Origin of the sequence: Novosphingobium fuchskuhlense, assembly GCF_001519075.1 — a bacterium.
GTDB lineage: Bacteria > Pseudomonadota > Alphaproteobacteria > Sphingomonadales > Sphingomonadaceae > Novosphingobium > Novosphingobium fuchskuhlense.
On the sequence record NZ_KQ954244.1, the window covers coordinates 601625 to 620730 of the forward strand.

The 19106-nt window shown below is 66.3% G+C and carries 14 protein-coding genes; 7 read left to right on the forward strand and 7 right to left on the reverse strand.

From position 1 onward, the window contains the following. Positions 1–8: 8 nt before the first annotated feature. The 4 genes from prmC (at position 9) to metK (ending at position 4854) form a co-directional block, all read left to right on the forward strand. Complete coding sequence (gene prmC, locus AQZ52_RS02650) at positions 9–839, forward strand: peptide chain release factor N(5)-glutamine methyltransferase (RefSeq protein ID WP_067906379.1); 831 nt, start codon at positions 9–11, stop codon at positions 837–839. 288 nt (positions 840–1127) lie between these two features. After that, the gene (locus AQZ52_RS02655; protein WP_240481418.1) at positions 1128–2000 is read left to right on the forward strand and encodes a DUF4167 domain-containing protein; all 873 of its coding nucleotides are present in this window, start codon (positions 1128–1130) and stop codon (positions 1998–2000) included. A 69-nt stretch (positions 2001–2069) separates the two neighbouring features. Further along, positions 2070–3605 carry an apolipoprotein N-acyltransferase gene (lnt, locus tag AQZ52_RS02660; protein ID WP_067906381.1) on the forward strand — a complete coding sequence of 512 codons (1536 nt, stop codon included), beginning with the start codon at positions 2070–2072 and terminating at the stop codon, positions 3603–3605. A 43-nt stretch (positions 3606–3648) separates the two neighbouring features. Beyond that, positions 3649–4854: a methionine adenosyltransferase gene (gene metK, locus AQZ52_RS02665; protein WP_067906382.1), complete on the forward strand. Its 1206-nt coding sequence runs from the start codon at positions 3649–3651 to the stop codon at positions 4852–4854. Between the two features lie 85 nt (positions 4855–4939). Here the strand turns inward: metK and AQZ52_RS02670 are convergent, their stop codons facing one another. Next, positions 4940–6241 carry an acyl-CoA dehydrogenase family protein gene (locus AQZ52_RS02670; protein ID WP_067906383.1) on the reverse strand — a complete coding sequence of 434 codons (1302 nt, stop codon included), beginning with the start codon at positions 6239–6241 and terminating at the stop codon, positions 4940–4942. Beyond that, positions 6238–7587 (reverse strand): phosphotransferase, encoded by a 1350-nt coding sequence (locus AQZ52_RS02675; protein WP_067906384.1) that lies wholly within the window; start codon positions 7585–7587, stop codon positions 6238–6240. The genes AQZ52_RS02670 and AQZ52_RS02675 overlap by 4 nt, the downstream gene beginning before the upstream one ends. A gap of 209 nt (positions 7588–7796) precedes the next feature. On the opposite strand from AQZ52_RS02675, the gene bla reads away from it, so the two are divergent. Then, positions 7797–8774 (forward strand): class A beta-lactamase, encoded by a 978-nt coding sequence (gene bla, locus AQZ52_RS02680; protein WP_067906385.1) that lies wholly within the window; start codon positions 7797–7799, stop codon positions 8772–8774. 127 nt (positions 8775–8901) lie between these two features. On the opposite strand, the gene AQZ52_RS02685 is transcribed toward bla, so the two are convergent. Continuing rightward, the gene (locus AQZ52_RS02685; RefSeq protein WP_067906386.1) at positions 8902–9096 is read right to left on the reverse strand and encodes a hypothetical protein; all 195 of its coding nucleotides are present in this window, start codon (positions 9094–9096) and stop codon (positions 8902–8904) included. Positions 9097–9384: 288 nt separating this feature from the next. Here AQZ52_RS02685 and polA point away from each other — a divergent pair, with 288 nt between their 5' ends. Then, positions 9385–12246, forward strand: a complete 2862-nt coding sequence (polA, locus tag AQZ52_RS02690; RefSeq protein ID WP_067906387.1) for a DNA polymerase I — start codon at positions 9385–9387, stop codon at positions 12244–12246. Here the strand turns inward: polA and AQZ52_RS02695 are convergent. Next, positions 12243–12971, reverse strand: a complete 729-nt coding sequence (locus tag AQZ52_RS02695) for a hypothetical protein (protein WP_240481419.1) — start codon at positions 12969–12971, stop codon at positions 12243–12245. The two genes, polA and AQZ52_RS02695, sit on opposite strands and share 4 nt — an antisense overlap. Positions 12972–13127: 156 nt before the next feature. Between AQZ52_RS02695 and AQZ52_RS02700 the strand changes: the two genes are divergently transcribed. Beyond that, positions 13128–14636 (forward strand): YifB family Mg chelatase-like AAA ATPase, encoded by a 1509-nt coding sequence (locus AQZ52_RS02700; RefSeq protein WP_067906388.1) that lies wholly within the window; start codon positions 13128–13130, stop codon positions 14634–14636. Between the two features lie 32 nt (positions 14637–14668). Here AQZ52_RS02700 and AQZ52_RS02705 read toward each other — a convergent pair whose 3' ends face one another. The 3 genes from AQZ52_RS02705 to AQZ52_RS02715 all read right to left on the reverse strand — a co-directional run bounded on the left by AQZ52_RS02705 (position 14669) and on the right by AQZ52_RS02715 (position 19061). Continuing rightward, complete coding sequence (locus AQZ52_RS02705; protein WP_067906389.1) at positions 14669–15397, reverse strand: LytR/AlgR family response regulator transcription factor; 729 nt, start codon at positions 15395–15397, stop codon at positions 14669–14671. A 13-nt stretch (positions 15398–15410) separates the two neighbouring features. Next, complete coding sequence (locus AQZ52_RS19280; protein WP_420806441.1) at positions 15411–17339, reverse strand: histidine kinase; 1929 nt, start codon at positions 17337–17339, stop codon at positions 15411–15413. Positions 17340–17537: 198 nt separating this feature from the next. Then, the gene (locus AQZ52_RS02715; protein ID WP_067906390.1) at positions 17538–19061 is read right to left on the reverse strand and encodes a fumarate hydratase; all 1524 of its coding nucleotides are present in this window, start codon (positions 19059–19061) and stop codon (positions 17538–17540) included. Positions 19062–19106 lie beyond the last annotated feature (45 nt).

Genomic DNA, 19106 nt, shown 5'->3' on the forward strand with positions numbered 1-19106 from the left:
GGACACAGATGACTGACCTGCGAACCGCGCTGCGCGAAGCGGCCGAGCGGCTTGCGGCGACAAGCGACACGGCCCGGCTCGACGCAGAATTGCTGCTGGCTCATGCGCTCGGCGTGTCTCGCAATGATCTGCTGCTGGGCCGGGCCCAAGGCGAAGTGCCCACGCAGTTCGAAGCCCTGATCCGGCGGAGAATCGATCACGAACCGATCGCCTATATCCTCGGCACACAGCCGTTCTGCGACCTCGACCTCGCTGTCAGCCCCGCCGTCCTGATCCCCCGCGGGGATAGCGAAACGTTGATCGAAGTGGCCCGCGCGGCGCGTGAAGGCCGTCCTCCAGCCTGCATCCTCGATCTCGGCACAGGCTCGGGCGCGCTGCTGCTCGCCGCGCTTTCGCTCTGGCCCGAGGCGGAAGGGATCGGCCTCGAACGTTCGGCTGACGCTCGGGCCATCGCTTCCCGCAATGCGACTGCACACGGCCTGGCCGCGCGTGCCCGCATCATCGCGGGTGACTGGACGTCCGCGGGCTGGACGGATGGGCTGGGACGGTTCGACCTCATCCTCGCCAACCCGCCCTATGTCGAAGACAATGCCGAGCTGGCCCCCTCGGTGCGCGCGCACGAGCCCGCCGAGGCGCTGTTCGCCGGGCCGCAGGGCCTTGACGATTACCGCCGCCTGATCCCTGCCATACCGAGCCTGCTCGCACCCGGCGGCACCGCACTTTTCGAGATCGGCCACAGGCAAAGCGCAGCCGTCGCGGCGCTGGCCGAGACGGCCGGCTTGACAGTGAAGGTGCATCAGGACCTCGCAGGCAGGCCACGCTGCGTCGAATTGGCATAAGCGGGGCAAACATTTCGCTTGGCAAGGCGGCAGCGCCTCACTAATCAGAGCCGCAGGCACGGCGACGGATGAAGGCTTCCCGTCTCGGCTTACTCCACCATTTGCAGCGATGGCCGGCAGGGCAGGCTGGCAGCGCGCAGATGCTGGGAACCACGAACACACCATATCGTGGTTGAATATGCGCGGCGGCGGGTTTGGCCGGACTCGACCCGGGAGCCACGCCACGTCGGGCCCAAGTTGAACGCAGAGTTTAACAAACTTGGGTCAAGGTTGCACCGAAACAGGAAAGTGCCTCACTTGAACAACAATCGTGGGAACAACCGCCGGCGCGGTCGCGGGAACAACAACCGCCCGCAGGGTGGCGGCCAGCAGCTCAACCGGATCGACAGCCGGGCGCGGGGCAATGCCCCCCAGATGCTCGAGAAGTATCGCAAGCTGGCCCAGGACGCGCACCTCAATGGCGACCGTGTCCAGGCAGAATACTACCTGCAGTTTGCGGACCATTATTTCCGCGTGATCGCCGACAGCCGTTCGCGCACCGACGAGCAGCGCCAGCGCCAGTCGGGGGAACGCTGGAACGAGCCCGAAGCCGAGGACGAGGGTTCCGACTTCTCGATGGACAGCGACTTCCCCGCCTTTGATCGCCCGCAAAGCCGCCGCGACGAGAGCCGCGAGTTCCAGCAACGGGAAGGCCGCGAGCCGCGCGAAAACCGGGATCAGCGCGAGCCGCGTGAACAGCGAGACAATCGCGAACCGCGTGAAAGCCGCGAGCCCCGCGAGAACCGCGAGCCCCGGGAGAACCGTGAGCCGCGCGAGAATCCGCGCCCTCGCTTCGAAGCAGCGGTCGTGCCGGAAAGCATGGAGCGTGCAGACGAAGGGGAGCCCGTTGGAGAGACCAGCGACAATCCCTTCGTGCGCGAGAGCCGTTCGCAGCGTGGCCTGCGTCCGCGTACCGATCGCCGCCCCCGCCGCGAGGCCGAGGACGCCCCCGCAGCAGCGCTCGATCCGCTGAGCCTGCCGCCGGCGATCGGCGTCCGCGCAGCGCCGGAGACCGCTGAGGAAACCGCAGTCGCTGCTGAAGCGCAGGCTTCCGAAGCAGTGGCACCCAAGCGCCGCGGTCGTCCCCGCAAGAACCCGCTACCCGAGGCGGCCGAAGGCTGATCGCGGTCGTTCGTCACGCCTGACCGGGGCCGCCGCGTGCACAGACTCGCGAAACGTGACGCACCGCACATGCTGATCGCGGCCGGGTTGCTGGCCGCGACAGGCTTTCAGCCGCTGGGTTTCTGGCCGCTGACACTGGCAGCGCTGGCTTTCCTGATCGACCGGATCGGACATGCCCGTTCGGCTGCCCGCGCGGCATTGGCGGGATGGCTGTTCGGGCTCGGTTACTTCTCGCTCGGCAACAACTGGATCGCGACGGCATTCACCTACCAGGCCGCCATGCCGGCGTGGCTCGGCTGGATCGCGGTGGTCCTGCTTGCTGTCTATCTCGCGGTCTATCCCGCACTGGCGGCGTACTTCGCGGCCTGGCTGGCCCGCCGCTTCAAGGCCGCGCTCGTCCCGGCCCTAGCCGGTGCCTGGATCATCACCGAATATCTGCGTGCCACGCTCTTCACCGGATTTGCCTGGAATCCGCTTGCGATGGTCGCGCTCGGCAGCTTCGCCCGCCCGGGGCTTGCAATGATCGCGCCGTGGACGGGAACCTACGCCCTGTCCGGGCTGGTGGTGCTTCTCTCCGGCGTCTGGCTGCTCGCCGGGCAGATGGCGCGGGCCGGCCGTCTGCACGCTGCCGCGATGACGGCGGCGCTGCCCGCCGGGCTCATGCTGCTACCGCTCCACGGCGCGGGCGCCGAAGGCCGGCTTGGCTACACGCTCGTCCAGCCGAACATCGGGCAGGACACGATCAACGACCCGAGCCTCTACGAGGGGCAGTTCCAGGGCATTGCGCGCCTTTCACTCCCGCGTGTACCGGGCGCGAGGCGCATCGTGCTGTGGCCTGAAGGCGGTCTTCCCGATTATCTGCGCCCCGGCTATCCGCAGTACTTCTACAACGCCACGACCTTCGGTGCCGACCCGGCCCTCGCCCGCGCGCGAATCGGTCGGGTGATAGGCCCCGGCTCCCTATTGCTCACAGGCGCGACGGACCTTGTGGTGCAGGGAGACACCGTCACCGCGGCGCGCAATGTCGTGACCGCGCTCGGCCCCGATGGCGCGATCCGCAGCAGTTATGCCAAGGCGCACCTCGTGCCCTATGGCGAGTATCTGCCGCTGCGCGCGTGGCTTGCACCACTCGGCCTCTCCCGGCTGGTTTCGGGCTCGCTTGATTTCATCCCCGGCCCCGGCCCTCGCACGCTCGACCTGGGACCGCACGGCAAGGCCGGCCTGCAGATCTGCTACGAGATCATCTTCTCGGGCGAGGTGGCAGACCGGGCGCACCGCCCCGATTACATCTTCAATCCCTCCAATGACGGCTGGTTTGGCGCATGGGGTCCGCCCCAGCATCTCGCGCAGGCCCGGATGCGCGCCATCGAGGAAGGTCTCCCCGTGCTGCGGGCCACGACGACCGGGATCAGCGCGGTGATCGATGCCGACGGCGTGGTGCGCCAGTTCGTGCCGCGCCTTGCCGCCGGGCGGGTCGACGGCATGGTGCCTCCGGCCCATGCACCCACCCCGTTTGCCCGGCTGGGGAACCGGCTGGCGCTGGCATGGGCGCTGTTGCTGCTCGGCACGTCGCTCGTTGTTGCAAGACGGCGCGGAGACCGCTAGGGAGACGACATAAAGGAATCTTTATATCATACGGGAACACCACATGCGCACTGATTATCTGTTCACGTCCGAAAGCGTTTCCGAAGGCCATCCGGACAAGGTTGCCGACCAGATCAGCGACGGCATCGTGGACCTGTTCCTGTCCAAGGACCCCGAGGCCCGCATTGCCTGCGAGACGCTGACGACCACGCAGCTTGTGGTGCTGGCCGGCGAAATCCGCTGCAAGGGCGTCTACGAAGATGGCGAATGGGCCCCGGGCGCGCAGGCCGAAATCGAGGCAACCGTGCGTGAGACGGTGAAGCGCATCGGCTATGAGCAGGACGGCTTCCACTGGGAGAAGTTCGAGTTCATCAACCGCCTCCACGGCCAGTCCGCACACATCGCGCAGGGCGTCGACGCGGCAGACAACAAGGACGAAGGTGCGGGCGATCAGGGCATCATGTTCGGTTATGCGACCGACGAGACGCCCGACCTGATGCCCGCTACGCTTTACTACAGCCACAAGATTCTCGAGCGCATGGCCGCCGACCGGCATTCGGGTGCTGCCCCGTTCCTCGAACCTGACGCCAAGAGCCAGGTGACCCTGCGCTACGAAGGCTCGCTGCCCGTCGCCGCGACCGCAGTCGTCGTCTCGACCCAGCACGCGCCTGGCTACGACAAGGGCGAGAAGGAAGCCGAACTCCACGCCTATGTGAAGCGCGTGATCGCCGAAGTGATCCCGCCGGTACTGCTGCGCGAGACCAAGTACTACATCAACCCGACCGGCTCGTTCGAGATCGGCGGCCCTGACGGCGATGCGGGCCTCACCGGCCGCAAGATCATCGTCGACACCTATGGCGGCGCGGCCCCGCATGGCGGCGGCGCGTTCTCGGGCAAGGACCCGACCAAGGTCGATCGCTCGGCCGCCTATATCACGCGCTATCTCGCCAAGAACGTGGTCGCCGCTGGGCTTGCCACGCGCTGCACGATCCAGATCGCCTATGCGATCGGCGTTTCGGAGCCGCTTTCGCTCTACGTCGATACGCACGACACCAGCACGGTGGGCGACGACAAGATCGAGCAGGCGATCCTGGCGATCACGCGCCTCGGCGGCCTGACCCCGCGCGCGATCCGCACCCACCTCGGCCTCAACAAGCCGATCTACCAGCCGACCGCGGCCTACGGCCACTTCGGGCGCAAAGCGGACGGCGACTTCTTCCCGTGGGAACGCCTCGACCTCGTCGACGATCTCAAGGCGGCGTTCGCCTGAACAAGACAAAGGGCCCGGGCACCATAGCACCCGGACCCCTGAGATGCATGAGGCGCAGGAGCTTTCGGCTCCTGCGCCTTTTTCCTTAGCCGAACATGCCCTTGCGCGGCCCGAGATAGCCGAACAGGTACGCGCCCACCTTGCGCATCTGGATTTCCTCCGCGCCTTCGGTGATGCGGTAGCGGCGGTGGTGGCGGTAGATGTGCTCGAACGGCTTGTGCCGTGAATAGCCGATGCCGCCGTGGACCTGCATCGCTCGGTCAGCCGCTTCGCAAACCAGCCGGTTCGCCCAGTAGTTGCACATCGAGACCTTGTCAGACAGCTCGCGCTCGATGCGTTTGTGGCCGCCCTCCTCCGCTTCGAGCCGGTCCATTTCCCATGCCGTCTTGCGGATCAGCAGGCGCAGCATCTCGCACTGGGTGGCAAGCTCCACGAGCGGGAACTGGATGGCCTGGTTGCGCGCCAGCTCCTCGCCGAAAGGCTTACGTTCCCGGGCGTAGCGCACCGATTCCTCGATGCAGAACGTTGCCGCACCGAGCGACGAGGCGGCCTGCCGGATACGGTTCTGGTGCACGAAGCTCTGCGCGATGGCGAGGCCGCCGCCTTCGGGCCCGAGCATCGCGCTCTCCGGTACCCATACATTGGTGAGCGAAAGGCGCGGGTGGTCCGTCGGCATATTGAACGTCCACATGTATTCCTCGATCACCAGCCCCTCGGTGGGGTTGGGCACGAGGAGGCAGGTGATCCCGCGCGCGTCACCGGGCTCGCCCGCGGTCCGCGCAAAGACCGCGCAGTGGCTGGCGACATGCATACCAGTGATCCACATCTTCTCGCCGTCGATCCGCCAGCCGGGGACGCCATCACGGGTTTCGCGCACGGCGCGGGTTTCCATGTGCGTCGCATCCGACCCATGGCGCGCTTCGGTGAGGCCGAAGGACACGCGCCGCGTCCGCGCGAAGCCGCCGAGAATGAATTCCTCCTGCTGCTCCGGCGTGCCGAAGTGCTCGAACATGTTCACGAACGGGAAGTTCCCGACGATCGAATGCTCGTTCTGCAGATCGTTATGGAGGCCGAGGCCCTTCTGCGTGAAGTGATCGCGGATCACCGCCATCCAGAGATTCTTGCCATCCTTGCCGCCGTACTTCTTGGGCGCAGAAAAGCGCCAGTGCCCCGCGGCATCGGCACGGCGGGTGGCCTCGATCAGAAGAGCTTCCCATTCGTGACGCGGAAGCCCGTCATTCTCGAAATCGGTGCGGGCCCATTCGCGCCGATGGTCGAAGAAGCGGATGTTGTCGTCCGCCTGTTCGAGCGGCTTGATCTCGGCATCGATGAAAGCATCGAGTTCGGCGAGGTAGTCTATCAGCTCCTGCGGCAGATCGAAGTTCATGTCTGGCTCTCCCAAAGGCGGCGCGCTTCGCTGAGCGCGGGGTATTTCGGCATGTCGGCAGCGAGCGTATCCAGCACGCGGCGGCGCAGGTCTGCGAGCAGGCCGGGCTGGGCCAGTGTGGTCTGCCCGGCAAGGATGGCCTCGCACAGCGCCTTGTCATGCGGGTTCGGACGGCCGGCGAGTTCGCGCCGGACGATGCCCAGCGCGTTCTGCGCAACGGCCAGTTCGAAGCGTTCGCGCGAGGTTGCCATGTGCGGCTTCACCGTGGCGGCAAGCCATTCGGATACGGCAGTGAGCACTTCAGCGGCACTGGGCTCACCTTCGCCCTGTGCCGGCGGGGGCGGCGATGACGGCAAAGCGCGAGCGCGCTCGACTGCAGGCGCATCGGTCTCAAGCAACAGGAGCAGGTCCAGATCCTGCTCCGCCGCACGCCGCGCCACCACGACCCGTTCCAGCGAGCGGTCTGCGCCGCTGCGCCAGCCCTTGCCCATCGAAAGCGCGGAGAGCGCCCACCACACAGTGCGATAGACCAGCCAAAAGCGGAAGCGGGTGGGATCGAACGTGGTCCCGCCCGCAGCCTCATAAGCGCAGGCAAGGTCTTCGATACTGCCGAGGCCGAAGCCGCGCTTGCCCAGTCGCCCGAAGCGCCAGACGGTCATGCAGCCGAAGGCAAGGTCCTCGTGGGGATCGCCGAGATGGGCGAGTTCCCAATCGAGCACCGCCGAGAGGTGCCCCCTATCGACCATGATATTGCCGATGCGCAGATCGCCGTGGAGCACCGTGAGCGGCGCGGGCGACGGAAGGTTGGCGCGCAGCCAGGCAAGGCCCAGCGCAATGGGCGGTCGGTCTCCCCCGCTCTCAACGAACTGTGCTGCCAACGCTTCGACTCCGGCAGCCGGTTCGAGCACGGGCAGGAACCGCAGCATTGCCGGATCGAGCGCGTGGACACGCGCCATGGCATCGGCGATCTCGTCTAGCAGTTTTGGCGGTGAGGACAGCGCATTTTCCGGATCGGGCGAGCCCGACGCACAGCGCATGATGAAACCGAGGCCGATACCATCTTCCGGTGCCAGTTCGGCGATGACTTCGGGTGCGGGCACGCCGCCGGCGCGCGCAGCCCGAATCACAGCGGCTTCCTTCGCCATATCGAGCGCGCGACCGGCAACCCACTCCGCAGAAGGCGCTCGGCGAAGCACGAAGGCTTCTCCGCCAAGTTCGAAGCGCCAGCTTTGCATGTTGGCACCGCCGGACAGGCGCAACAACCCGCCGACCGGCCCATGCCGCCCGGCCCGAGCCATGGCATGCCCGAGGCCTTCGGCCAGGGTTTGCTGCGCCTCTGCCGTCATCCGCTCCTCTTGCCCGCTTTTGCCCGGGCTATGCGCTTTGTCTGTTACCGCGCCACTATCATTAATCGCGCGGTTAATGTCCAGCGCCGGGTTTGGCGCGCCAGACCGCGCCAGACGAGCGACCACTTGCCCGTCGCGCCACTTGCTATTGAATCACAAGTATTTACGCTACTAATGAATCCTAAACGGATTGAGTGCTAGGGGGGGATATGGCTTCCGGCGGAAACAGGATGGGCAATTGGCTGGCGGCAGCGCTGTGGTGCGCCGTGCCGTTGCTGCTTGTTGCTGCTCCGGCAGAGGCGCGGTCCGGCAACAGCCTGCAGAGCGCGCGCGATGCGGCAATCGAACAACAGGTGGCCGCCATCGTCGCGCAAGGGCGTGGCCGGGTCGGCGTTGCCGCGGTGGATCTCGACGGCGGCGGGCAGATCATGATCAATGGCGACATGCCATTTCCGATGGCCAGCACAGCCAAGATTGCCATCGCCGCCACCTATCTGGCCGGTGTGGAACAGGGCCGCCTGCGGCTCGACCAACAGTTTCCGATGATGGTTCCGGTTGCGGAATCAGCCGAATCGCGCGGCACGGTCGCGGCGGTCCGTCCTGGCGAGGTGATGACGGCGCAGAGCCTCATGGAGCTTTCCATCACCCGCAGCGACAACCACGCCACCGATGGCCTGATTGCAGCAGTCGGCGGGATCGGCGCGGTCAACACGTGGCTCAGCCGCATCGGCGTTTCCGGGCAGCATCTCGATCACACGATGGCGACGCTTGTGCGCGACGATGGACGGGTGAACCCGGTGACCACGATCGACACCCGCACGAGCAGCACGCCGAGGGCGATGGCCCAGTTGCTGACCGCGATCGATCGCGGCGGCGCGCTGAGTCCGGAGAGCCGCGCAGTGCTGCTCGATACCATGACCCGCACAAGCACCGGCCGAAACCGCATTCGCAGCGGTCTGCCCGAAGGCGTGGTCTTCGCCCACAAGACAGGCACGCTGGCCGGGGTGACCGACGATGTGGGGATCGTGCGCCTGCCCGATGGCCGGCATCTCGCCATCGCCATTTTCGTGACCGGCCCGGAGGGGCACACCGCGCATGCCAGCATGATCGCCCAGATCGCCCGCGTGCTCTATGACGGCTACAGCCAGCCCCTGCTTCCCAGCGGGATGGAAACCGCGCGCCGCTGATCACCCGATAGCGAGAAAGGTCTGCCGCGCAGCCCGCGCGCTTCTTTCTGCCGCCCCCAAAAGAGAAAGGGCGCGGTCACTGCAGTGACCACGCCCCTCTATCTTTATCAAACCCTTGCGGGGTTGATTACATCTTCGGAGCTTCGCTCGAAGCGTCAGCAGCCGGAGCCGAAGCGTCCGAAGCGTCAGCAGCCGGAGCCGAAGCGTCCGTTGCGTCGGTCGATTCCACGGCTTCGGTCGGAGCGGCTTCAGGAGCCTTTTCCGAGCAACCGGCGAGAGCGAAGGCAGTGCCGGCGACAGCGGCGAGGAGGAGCTTGCGCATGCGTTACAATCCCTGGATTGAAGTGGACCGCGCCGGGCCCGCAGCCCGCCGCAAAGCCTACTCTGGCGGTAGACTTCTCGCCCCAATTAATCGGCAATTCACCTGCTTGCAAGTCTTAGGAGCAGTAAAGCCGTCATAGAGCGGTTATATTATTGAATAATCGTCTTTTTTGCAGCCCGATCACAGGCCTGTCAGGCCGATTCCATGCCCTTGAATCGCCCATTCATGCTGCACCGCCGCAACGCGAAGCGCTTCCGCTGGTGCGCCCCAGGCGCTACCACGGCATGCATGGACACCATCTCACAGCCCGCCCCGTCGCAGTCGGCGTCGCCCGAAACGGCCAAGCGCCACCTCTATCTGATCGACGGTTCGGCCTATATCTTCAGAGCCTATCACCGCCTTCCACCACTGACCAATCCAGCGGGTGTCCCGGTGGGTGCCGTCTATGGCTATACCACGATGCTGTGGAAACTGGCCGAGGACCTGCACAAGGCGGACGGGCCAACCCATCTCGCGGTGATCCTCGACAAGGGCTCGATCACCTTTCGCAACGCGCTCTACGACCAGTACAAGGCCAACCGTCCGCCCCCACCCGAGGACCTTGTCCCGCAGTTTCCGCTGATCCGCGATGCAACGCGCGCGTTCAGCCTGGCCTGTATCGAGGAGGAGGGGCTGGAAGCCGACGACCTGATCGCCTCCTATTCGCTCGCCGCGGCGGAGCGTGGCTGGAACGTCACCGTCGTCTCGTCCGACAAGGACCTGATGCAGCTTGTCGGTCGGCCCTACCCGGGTGGTGGCTATATCGACATGCTCGACACGATGAAGAACCAGCGCATCGACCTGCCCGAGGTGATGGAGAAGTTCGGTGTGGAGCCGGAGCGGGTCGGCGACGTTCTGGCGCTGATGGGCGATGCGGTGGACAACGTGCCGGGTATTCGCGGCATCGGCCCAAAGACCGCGACAAAGCTGATCCAGGAGCACGGTACGCTCGAAGGCGCGCTGGCCGCCGCGCCGGCGATGAAGGCCGGAAAGCTGCGCGATAGCCTGATCGAGCAGGCCGACATGGCGCGGCTTTCGCGTCAGCTCGTCCAGCTGAAGGAAGATTGCCCCCTGCCGCTGCCACTTGATTCGTTCGAATTGACCGCGATCCCGCCCGATCCGCTTGCCGCGTTCCTTGCCGAGCATGGCTTCACCAGCCTGCTGCGCAAGCTGGGCACCGCGCCGGTCGAAGCGCCAGCGGCATCCGGTGCGCCAGCAGCACCCGGCGGCGCGGCAGAGACGCGCCAGAACCTTCCCGAATGGCCGGCTATCGACACCGGCGGCTATCGCTGCCTGCAGACGCTGGAGGATATCGCCGCATGGGCCGCGCGGGCGCAGGCTGCGCGCGTCGTGGCGGTCGATACGGAAACCAGCGCGCTCGATGCCATGCAGGCTGACCTTGTCGGCGTGAGTCTCGCGCTTGGCCCGGGCGATGCCTGCTACATCCCGCTCGGACACCGCGGCAGCGACATGTTTGCCGAAGCACCCGTGCAGGCCCCGCGCGAGGCAGCGCTGGCGCTGCTGAAACCGCTGCTGGAAAGCGACGCGGTCCTCAAGATCGGACAGAACATCAAGTACGATCTCAACGTACTCGCCCGGTACGGGATCACCGTCGGCCCCATCGACGATACCATGGTGATGAGCTTCTGCCTCGATGCCGGACGCAGCGAAGCCGGTGTGGGCGGGCATGGCATGGACGAACTCGCGGAGCGCCTGCTCGGCCACACCACGATTGCCTTCAAGGATGTCTGCGGCACCGGCAAGAAGGCGATTTCCTTCGCCGAAGTGCCGCTCGCAGATGCGACCCGCTATGCCGCCGAGGATGCCGAAGTCACCTGGCGGCTGCACCGGCTGCTCAGCCCACGGCTTGCCGAGGAGGGCGGCACGCGCATCTACGAACGGGTCGACCGGCCGCTGGTGCCAGTGGTCGCGGGCATGGAGCGTGCCGGCATCCGCGTCGACCGCGAACGGCTGGCGGCGCTGTCATCGCAGTTTGCCGAAACCATCGCACGGCTGGAAACGGTGATCCATGAGAAGGCCGGACAGCCCTTCACCATTGGCAGCCCCAAGCAGCTGGGCGAGATCCTGTTCGACAAGCTGGGCTACAAGGGCGGGAAGAAGGGCAAGACCGGGCAGTACTCCACCGACCAGTCGGTGCTTGAAGGGCTTGCTGCGCAAGGGGCCGAAGTGGCGACCCTGGTGCTCGAATGGCGCCAGCTCTCGAAGCTCAAATCGACCTATACCGATGCGCTGCAAGCCGCGATCAACCCGGCGACGGGCCGCGTCCACACCAGCTACAGCCTGGTCGGCGCGCAGACGGGGCGGCTTTCCTCCAATGATCCCAACCTCCAGAACATCCCCATCCGCACCGAGATCGGCCGACAGATCCGCGAGGCTTTCGTTGCCGAGCCGGGAAATGTCCTGCTGGCGGCAGACTATAGCCAGATCGAGCTGCGCCTTGCCGCGCACATGGCCGATGTCCCCGCACTGAAAGAGGCTTTCGCAGCCGGCGAGGACATTCACGCGCGCACCGCGCGCGAACTGTTCGGCACGGTGGACCGCGATACGCGCGGGCGGGCCAAGACGATCAACTTCGCCATCCTCTATGGCATCAGCCGCTGGGGCCTTGCCGGCCGGCTCGGCGTGACGGCGGAAGAGGCGCAGGCCATGATCGACCGCTACTTCGAACGCTTCCCCGGCATCCAGCGCTATATCCACGAGACGCTCGAAAGCGTCCGCGCGCATGGCTATTCGGAAACGCTGTTCGGCCGCAAGACGTGGTTCCCCAGGATCAATTCGAAAAACCAAGCCGAGCGGCAGGGCAGCGAGCGCGCCGCGATCAACGCCCCGATCCAAGGCACCAGCGCCGACATCATCAAGCGCGCGATGGCGCGAATGGGCCCCGCGCTTGCCGAGGCCGGCCTAGGTCACGTGCGGATGCTGTTGCAGGTTCACGACGAACTGGTGTTTGAACTGCCCGAGGCCGATATCGCGTCGGCGCGGCCGGTGATCGAAGCGGTAATGGCCCAAGCGGCCGAGCCGGCTGTGAAGCTCACAGTTCCGCTCGGTGTCGAAATCGGGACCGGCTCAAGCTGGGGAGCGGCACACTAAGGCTGCGGCTGCTCCAACGCCACAAAGGGGACGATGTCCTTGGTGTGCAGCCAGAGCATTTTCTCGTTCGGTACCGAATTGGACAGGGTGTAGAGCCCTTCTGCCTCCACGGCGCTGAGCCCCATCTCGCGGTAGTAATCGAGGTAGGCCTTGTTGGCAGGCGCATCGGGCGCGAAATCGCTCGGTTGATGGCCGTCCTCGTCCTTCCAGGCATGGACACCGAACTGTGCGTCGGGCGCGGCGTAACGGGTCGTCCCCGCAAGGAATATCTCCAACCCGCCCGAGCGCACCGACCCGACAGACGGCACTTCGGTGGCGAGGCCCTGCGAGCGGATCAGGCGCCCCACCTTGAGGTTCGCACCGTCGTCAACCGTGCCGGGACATTCGATCAGTTCGAGCTTGCGGATGCCGGGATGGGCCTTGAGCATGGCGATGAACGCAGCGGGAGAGTCCGCATCGATTTCGCCAACGAGCGCCGCGACCGACGAATCGATCACGGCAAAAGGACCGAAGCGAGGCAGGCCGGCAATCGCATTGGCGACACGCTCGCTCAGCGGCTCTTCCACCACGGTCTGGGTTGTGGTGACTTCGGTCCAGGTGGTGCCGTGAGAATCGACAATCGTCCGCGTCACCACTTGTTGCGGGCTGGCCTGCGCGACAGCTGGCTCGGTAACCGAGGCCGCACTGGCGAGGCTTAGCAGCAGGAGCCAGATGATTCGCTTCATGGTAAAACCATAATCGCCGTTTGATTTCCGCTTTTCCAGTGAAACGCGGTAAATCGAGTTTTACGCCTTTCTCCTCCAAATTGGCGAGATCGGCGGACAGCCCCTATGCTGTATTTATACGGAGCCTTAGGCTAGGTTGTCTATCTGGGGTCTGACATGGTCGCGCTGGTATCCACGGTTGCCTATCTGGGACTGGAGGCACGGGCCGTGGAAGTGCAGTGCCAGATCGCGCCAGGGCTGCCCGCCTTTCGCGTCGTCGGCCTGCCCGACAAGGCCGTGGGCGAAAGCCGCGAACGCGTGCATTCCGCTCTCGCCGCGCTGGGATTGGCACTGCCACCCAAGCGCATCACGGTGAACCTCTCGCCGGCAGACCTGCCGAAGGAGGGCTCGCATTATGACCTGCCGATCGCCCTGGCGTTGCTGGCGGCGATGGGCGTGGTCGATCTCGAAGCGATTGCCGAATTCGTGGCGGTTGGCGAGCTGGCTCTGGATGGCCGCGTGATCGCAAGCCCGGGCGTGCTACTGGCCGCGCTTCATGCCAGCGGGATCGAGAAGGGGCTGATCTGCCCCGCCGGGCAGGGCGCGGAAGCGCGCTGGGCCAGCGGGGTGGAGATCGTCGCCGCACCCGATCTGATCAGCCTGCTCAATCACCTGAAAGGCACGCTGCGACTGCCCGTGCCAGACCCTGGCGAAGTGGCTCCGCCCGAGCGGAGAGCGGACCTCAGGCAGGTCAAGGGCCAGGAAACCGCCAAGCGCGCACTCGAGATCGCGGCGGCCGGTGGCCACAACCTGCTGATGATCGGCCCGCCCGGCGCGGGCAAATCGCTGATGGCTTCATGTCTGCCCGGGATTCTGCCGGAGTTGACGCCCGCCGAAGCGCTCGAAACCTCGCTCGTGGCATCGGTGGCCGGTCTGCTTGAGGAAGGGCGGATCAGCCGGGCGCGGCCGTTTCGCAGCCCACACCATTCCGCCTCGATGGCGGCGCTGACCGGTGGCGGTCTGAAAGTGCGGCCCGGCGAGGTGAGCCTGGCGCATCTGGGCGTTCTGTTCCTTGACGAGTTGCCCGAGTTCCAGCGCGCGGTGCTTGATTCGTTGCGGCAGCCGCTGGAGACGGGCGAAGTGACGGTTGCACGCGCCAATGCGCATGTGACCTTCCCGGCGCGGGTGCAGCTGATCGCGGCCATGAACCCGTGCCGCTGCGGGCATCTGGGTGATCCCGCATTAGGCTGCAGCCGCGCGCCGCGCTGTGCGGGGGATTATCAATCCAAGGTTTCGGGCCCGCTGCTCGACCGCATCGATCTCCATGTCGAAGTCGATCCCGTCTCCGCGGCAGACCTAGCCCTGCCGCCGCCCGCCGAAGGCTCGGACGCAGTCGCCGCGCGCGTGGCGGCGGCGCGGCGAGTGCAGACGGCAAGGCTGGACGGCAGCGGGCGGCGCACCAATGCGGAACTTGAGGGCGACCTCCTCGAACGCCACGCCACGCCGGACGAGCCGGGACGCAAGCTGCTGGCCCAGGCGGCGGAGGCGATGCGGCTCTCCGCGCGCGGCTATACCCGCATGCTGCGCGTGGCGCGCACGATTGCCGATCTGGCAGGCGCGGAGACAGTGGGGCGGGTTCATGTCGCTGAAGCGCTGAGCTATCGGCGGATCGCGCCGCGAGCCTGAAGGCGCGCCCGAAAACGCGCCTGAAAGCGAAGCTAGCGCCCCGCCATGGCCTTGGCTTTGGCGAGATAGGTCCGCCCGATCCGCAGCAGTTCGCCATCCGCCAGCTGCGCCGACCACACCCCGAGGCCGTCGTGCTTCAGCCCCGCGATACGGTCCCGCCGGATGATCGTGGAGCGATGCAGGCGGATGAAGCGTTCGGGGTCCAGCCGGTCTTCGAGGCGCTGGATGGTGTGGAGGAGGAGGTAGCTGCGGGCTCCCACATGGAGCCGCACATAGTCGCGCTCGGCGTCAATGCGGTCGATGTCGCCTGCGGCGATGCGGATCAGTTCGCTGCGGTGGGGGACCCAGAATTCCTCGATCCACGGGCTTTCGGCAGGCGCGGCTTCTGCGGGGGCGGCCGTGTCACGACGCACCAGAGCCCGGTCTACCGCGCGCTCGAGGCGGTCCTGTGCCACAGGCTTGAGGACATAGTCCACCGCATCGAGGTCGAACGCCTCGACCGCGAAGTGATCGTGCGCGGTCACGAAGATCACCCCGGGACGCGGCGACATCCGTGAAAGGCCACGCGCGACCCCGAGGCCATCGACTTCGGGCATCGTCATATCAAGCAGCACGAGTTCGGGCGACAGCGCCTCGCACAGGCGCAACGCGGCTGCGCCATCGCTAGCGGTGCCGACGACATGGAGCGCCGGAATGCGTGCGCAAAGGATCTGCATGCGCTCTACTGCGAGGGGTTCATCATCGACGATCAAAGTGCGCATTTGCCCTCCAGTCCTAATCGCAGCCCGACCGCACCAGCGGGATCGTGAGCACCGTGGCATAGCCACCTGCCGGCAGGCTGGCGCTTTCCACCCGAGCCTCGTCGCCGAAGCGGGCGGCAAGGCGATTGCGAACGTTTTCGAGGCCGATCCCGGTTCCGCCATTGGCACTGGTCTTGCCCGGGCCATCATCGGCGACGGTAAGCACGAGTTTGCCGCCGGCTTCCTGCGCGGCGATGCGGATGGTGACGGGCCGGGTGCTCGCCGAGACGCCGTACTTGATCGAGTTTTCCACCAGCGGCTGCAGGATCATGCCCGGCACGCAGGCGTTTTCCAGCCCTTCAGGCACATCGAACTCGCAGGCGAGCCGCTCCGGAAACCGCACCGCCTCGATTTCCAGATAATGCCGCTGCAGCGCGATCTCGTCTGCCAGCGCGACATCGGCAGTGGGATCGCCGGCAAGGCTGTGGCGATAGAAGGTGGATATCGTCTGGATCATCTTTTCCGCCTGCTCGGTGCGACCGACCATCACCAGAGCGGAGAGCGAGTTCAGCGTGTTGAACAGGAAGTGCGGATTGACCTGATAGCGCAAGCTCCGAAGCTCGGCCGCCTTGGCCGCACGCCTGTATTCTCCCTCGCGCCGTTCGGAGGCACGCGCCATCTCGGCATTACCGAGCGCGATATAGAGCCCGGCCCATGCGATCAGCAGGAAATAGCGGCCGAGCGCGACATCAGTGAGCTGCTTCCACAGGCCCTCATCCTCCACCATCTTGCTGATGATCGCACTGTGGAGCTGGCTGTCACTGTCCGTCGCGGCGGGGACCGGGGATGGCGATCCGCTCACCTTCGTTACAAGCGACGGATTGGGCATGGGGGTAGACACGCTCGCAGGCGCACCGCTTACGAAGGGGGCAGTGGCAGGCCGAGGCTGGCGTGGACCCGCCTTGTGGTCCTTTGCGCCGCGCGCGCGGACCTCCTTGACGGCCGCGCCCACCGGGCCGGCGGGCGCGGGCGGGACGTCCTTCTCCGCAATCAGGCCCGCGTCGGCAAGGCCGCGCAGCACGTTCCAGCGGACCGCATCGATCCCCGCAAGGCGCGCCTGCGCCGCAGACTGCTGGGCCTCCTTGCGCGCCCGCTGCATCTCGCGCTGCGCCTCGGCGACTTCCCGCTGCGCTTCGTCCATTTCGTCGGCCAGTTCATCGGCATGGTCGGCGTCGGTGATGATCCGCCGCGCGCCAACTCGCACTTCGGCCGAGCCATCGCTGCGCTTGATGATCGCGACACCGCCAGGCGCGGAAATCACGGCCTCTTCATCGCTGTCGCTGTCGGGATCCTCCGTACCGTCGTCAGGCAGTGCTGACGGGGCCTTGGCCCCGCGCGGCGGGGCAGGAGGGGCGGGCGGCGCTGGCAGCGCTGGCGGGGCGCTCGGCGGTAGCGGGGGGTCCGCCACATCGATCAGCACATTGCCCGAAACGTCATGCCGCACCCGCACAGTCGGCATCGGCGGGTCGGGCGGCATCGCGTCAGGCAAGGCACCCTTGGCATCGCGGATCGCTTTGGCCGCTGCCTCGGCCTGCGCCTGCGCCGCGCGCGCTTCCCGTTCGATCAGCTTCTTCTCGACCGGCGCGAAGCACTGCTGGTTGATGGCCGCGAGCGCCAGCGCGGCCGGCAGCATGATGATCAGCGCCGCAGCAATGCGCACGCCGTTGCCGCGCCCATCGAACCGCCGCAACACGGGCCAGGCCAGCAACGTGACGGCGATGCCCGCGAGCGTGACGACCGCACGGCGCCACAGCAGTTCATTGAACTCGCCCAGATCGACCACGATGCCGCGCAAGGTGATCAGCAGGAAATAGGTGAGCCACAGCGCCGCCGCGGACAGGAACACGGCCCGCGCGGGCACGTGCGGTCTTTCGGCGGCGATGTCGGCAGGAAGCGTGGCCATTGGCATGCTTCTAGGCCCAAAGCGTGCCAACGCGCCAGCCGGACGGTCGACCCCGGTTGGCCGTTGGTCGATTGTTCGCGAAGCACGCGGAAGAGCGCACTTCGAGGCGGCACCAGCCCGCTCCCCCGCCCGGCCACCCATTCAGGGTACTCTCGTGGGTGGCCGGGCGGGGGAGCGTGCTGGTGCCGCAACCAGTCGTCAGGCCGGCAGCAACCCCTCGTCGGCGATTTTCTTCTTCCACACCAGCGGGGCAAGCTGGTGCACGTTCTGCCCGGTCGAATCGACCGCGACCGTCACCGGCATGTCCTCCACAGTGAATTCGTAGATCGCCTCCATGCCGAGATCGGCAAAGCCGACGACCTTCGACTGCTTGATCGCGCGGCTGACGAGATAGGCAGCGCCGCCCACCGCCATGAGATACGCCGACTTGTGCTTGGCGATGGACTCCGTCGCCGCCACGCCGCGCTCCGCCTTGCCGACCGAGGCAAGCAGGCCGAGATTCAGCATCGTATCCGAAAACTTGTCCATGCGCGTCGCGGTAGTGGGACCGGCGGGGCCAACGACTTCTTCGCGCACCGGATCGACCGGGCCGACATAGTAGATCACCCGGCCCTTGAAATCGACCGGCAGCTCCTCGCCCTTGGCGAGCATGTCGGCAATCCGCTTGTGCGCGGCATCGCGGCCGGTGAGCATCCTGCCGTTGAGCAGCAGGCGGTCGCCCTGCTTCCAGCTCTGCACGTCCTCAGCCGTCAGCGTATCGAGGTTGACTCGCTTGGCGGCGACGTCGGGCGTCCAATGCACGTCGGGCCATTCATCGAGCTTTGGCGCTTCAAGGAATGCGGGGCCCGAACCATCGAGCGTGAAGTGCGCGTGGCGGGTAGCAGCGCAATTGGGGATCATCGCCACCGGCTTGCCCGCCGCGTGGCACGGCGCATCCATGATTTTGACATCGAGGATCGTAGAAAGCCCGCCGAGGCCCTGCGCACCGATGCCGAGCGCGTTGACCTTGTCGAAGATCTCGATCCGCAGCGCCTCGATATCGGTCTGCGGCCCGCGCAGCTTCAGCTGGGCCATGTCGATCGGCTCCATCAGCGCCTGCTTGGCGAGCAGCATGCAGTGCTCCGCCGTGCCGCCGATGCCGATGCCGAGCATGCCCGGCGGGCACCAGCCCGCGCCCATCTGCGGCAGCATTTCCAGCACCCAGTCAACGATAGAATCGCTGGGGTTCATCATCTTGAACTTGGACTTGTTCTCGCTGCCGCCGCCCTTGGCCGCGACATCGACCGAGACCTTGCTGCCCTTCACCATCTCGACGTGGAGGACGCAGGGCGTGTTGTCCTTCGTGTTGCGGCGGGTGAAGGCGGGGTCCGCCAGCACCGAGGCGCGCAGCTTGTTATCGGGATCGAGATAGGCCCGGCGTACGCCTTCATCGACGACCTCCTGAAGGCTCTTGTCGCTTTCGAGGCGGCAATCCTGGCCCCACTTCACGAACACGTTGACGATGCCCGTATCCTGGCAGATCGGCCGATGGCCTTCGGCGCACATGCGGCTGTTCGTCAGGATCTGGGCGATGGCGTCTTTTGCCGCCGGGCCCGCTTCCGCCTTATAAGCCTCGCCCAGCGCGCGGATGTAGTCCATGGGGTGGAAGTAGCTGATGTATTGCAGCGCATCGGCCACGCTCTCGATGAGGTCTTCCTCCCGGATCGTTGTCATCTCTGCCATCGCTCGTTCCTTTGCGCTGTCTTTCACCCGCTCTCGTGCAGGTCC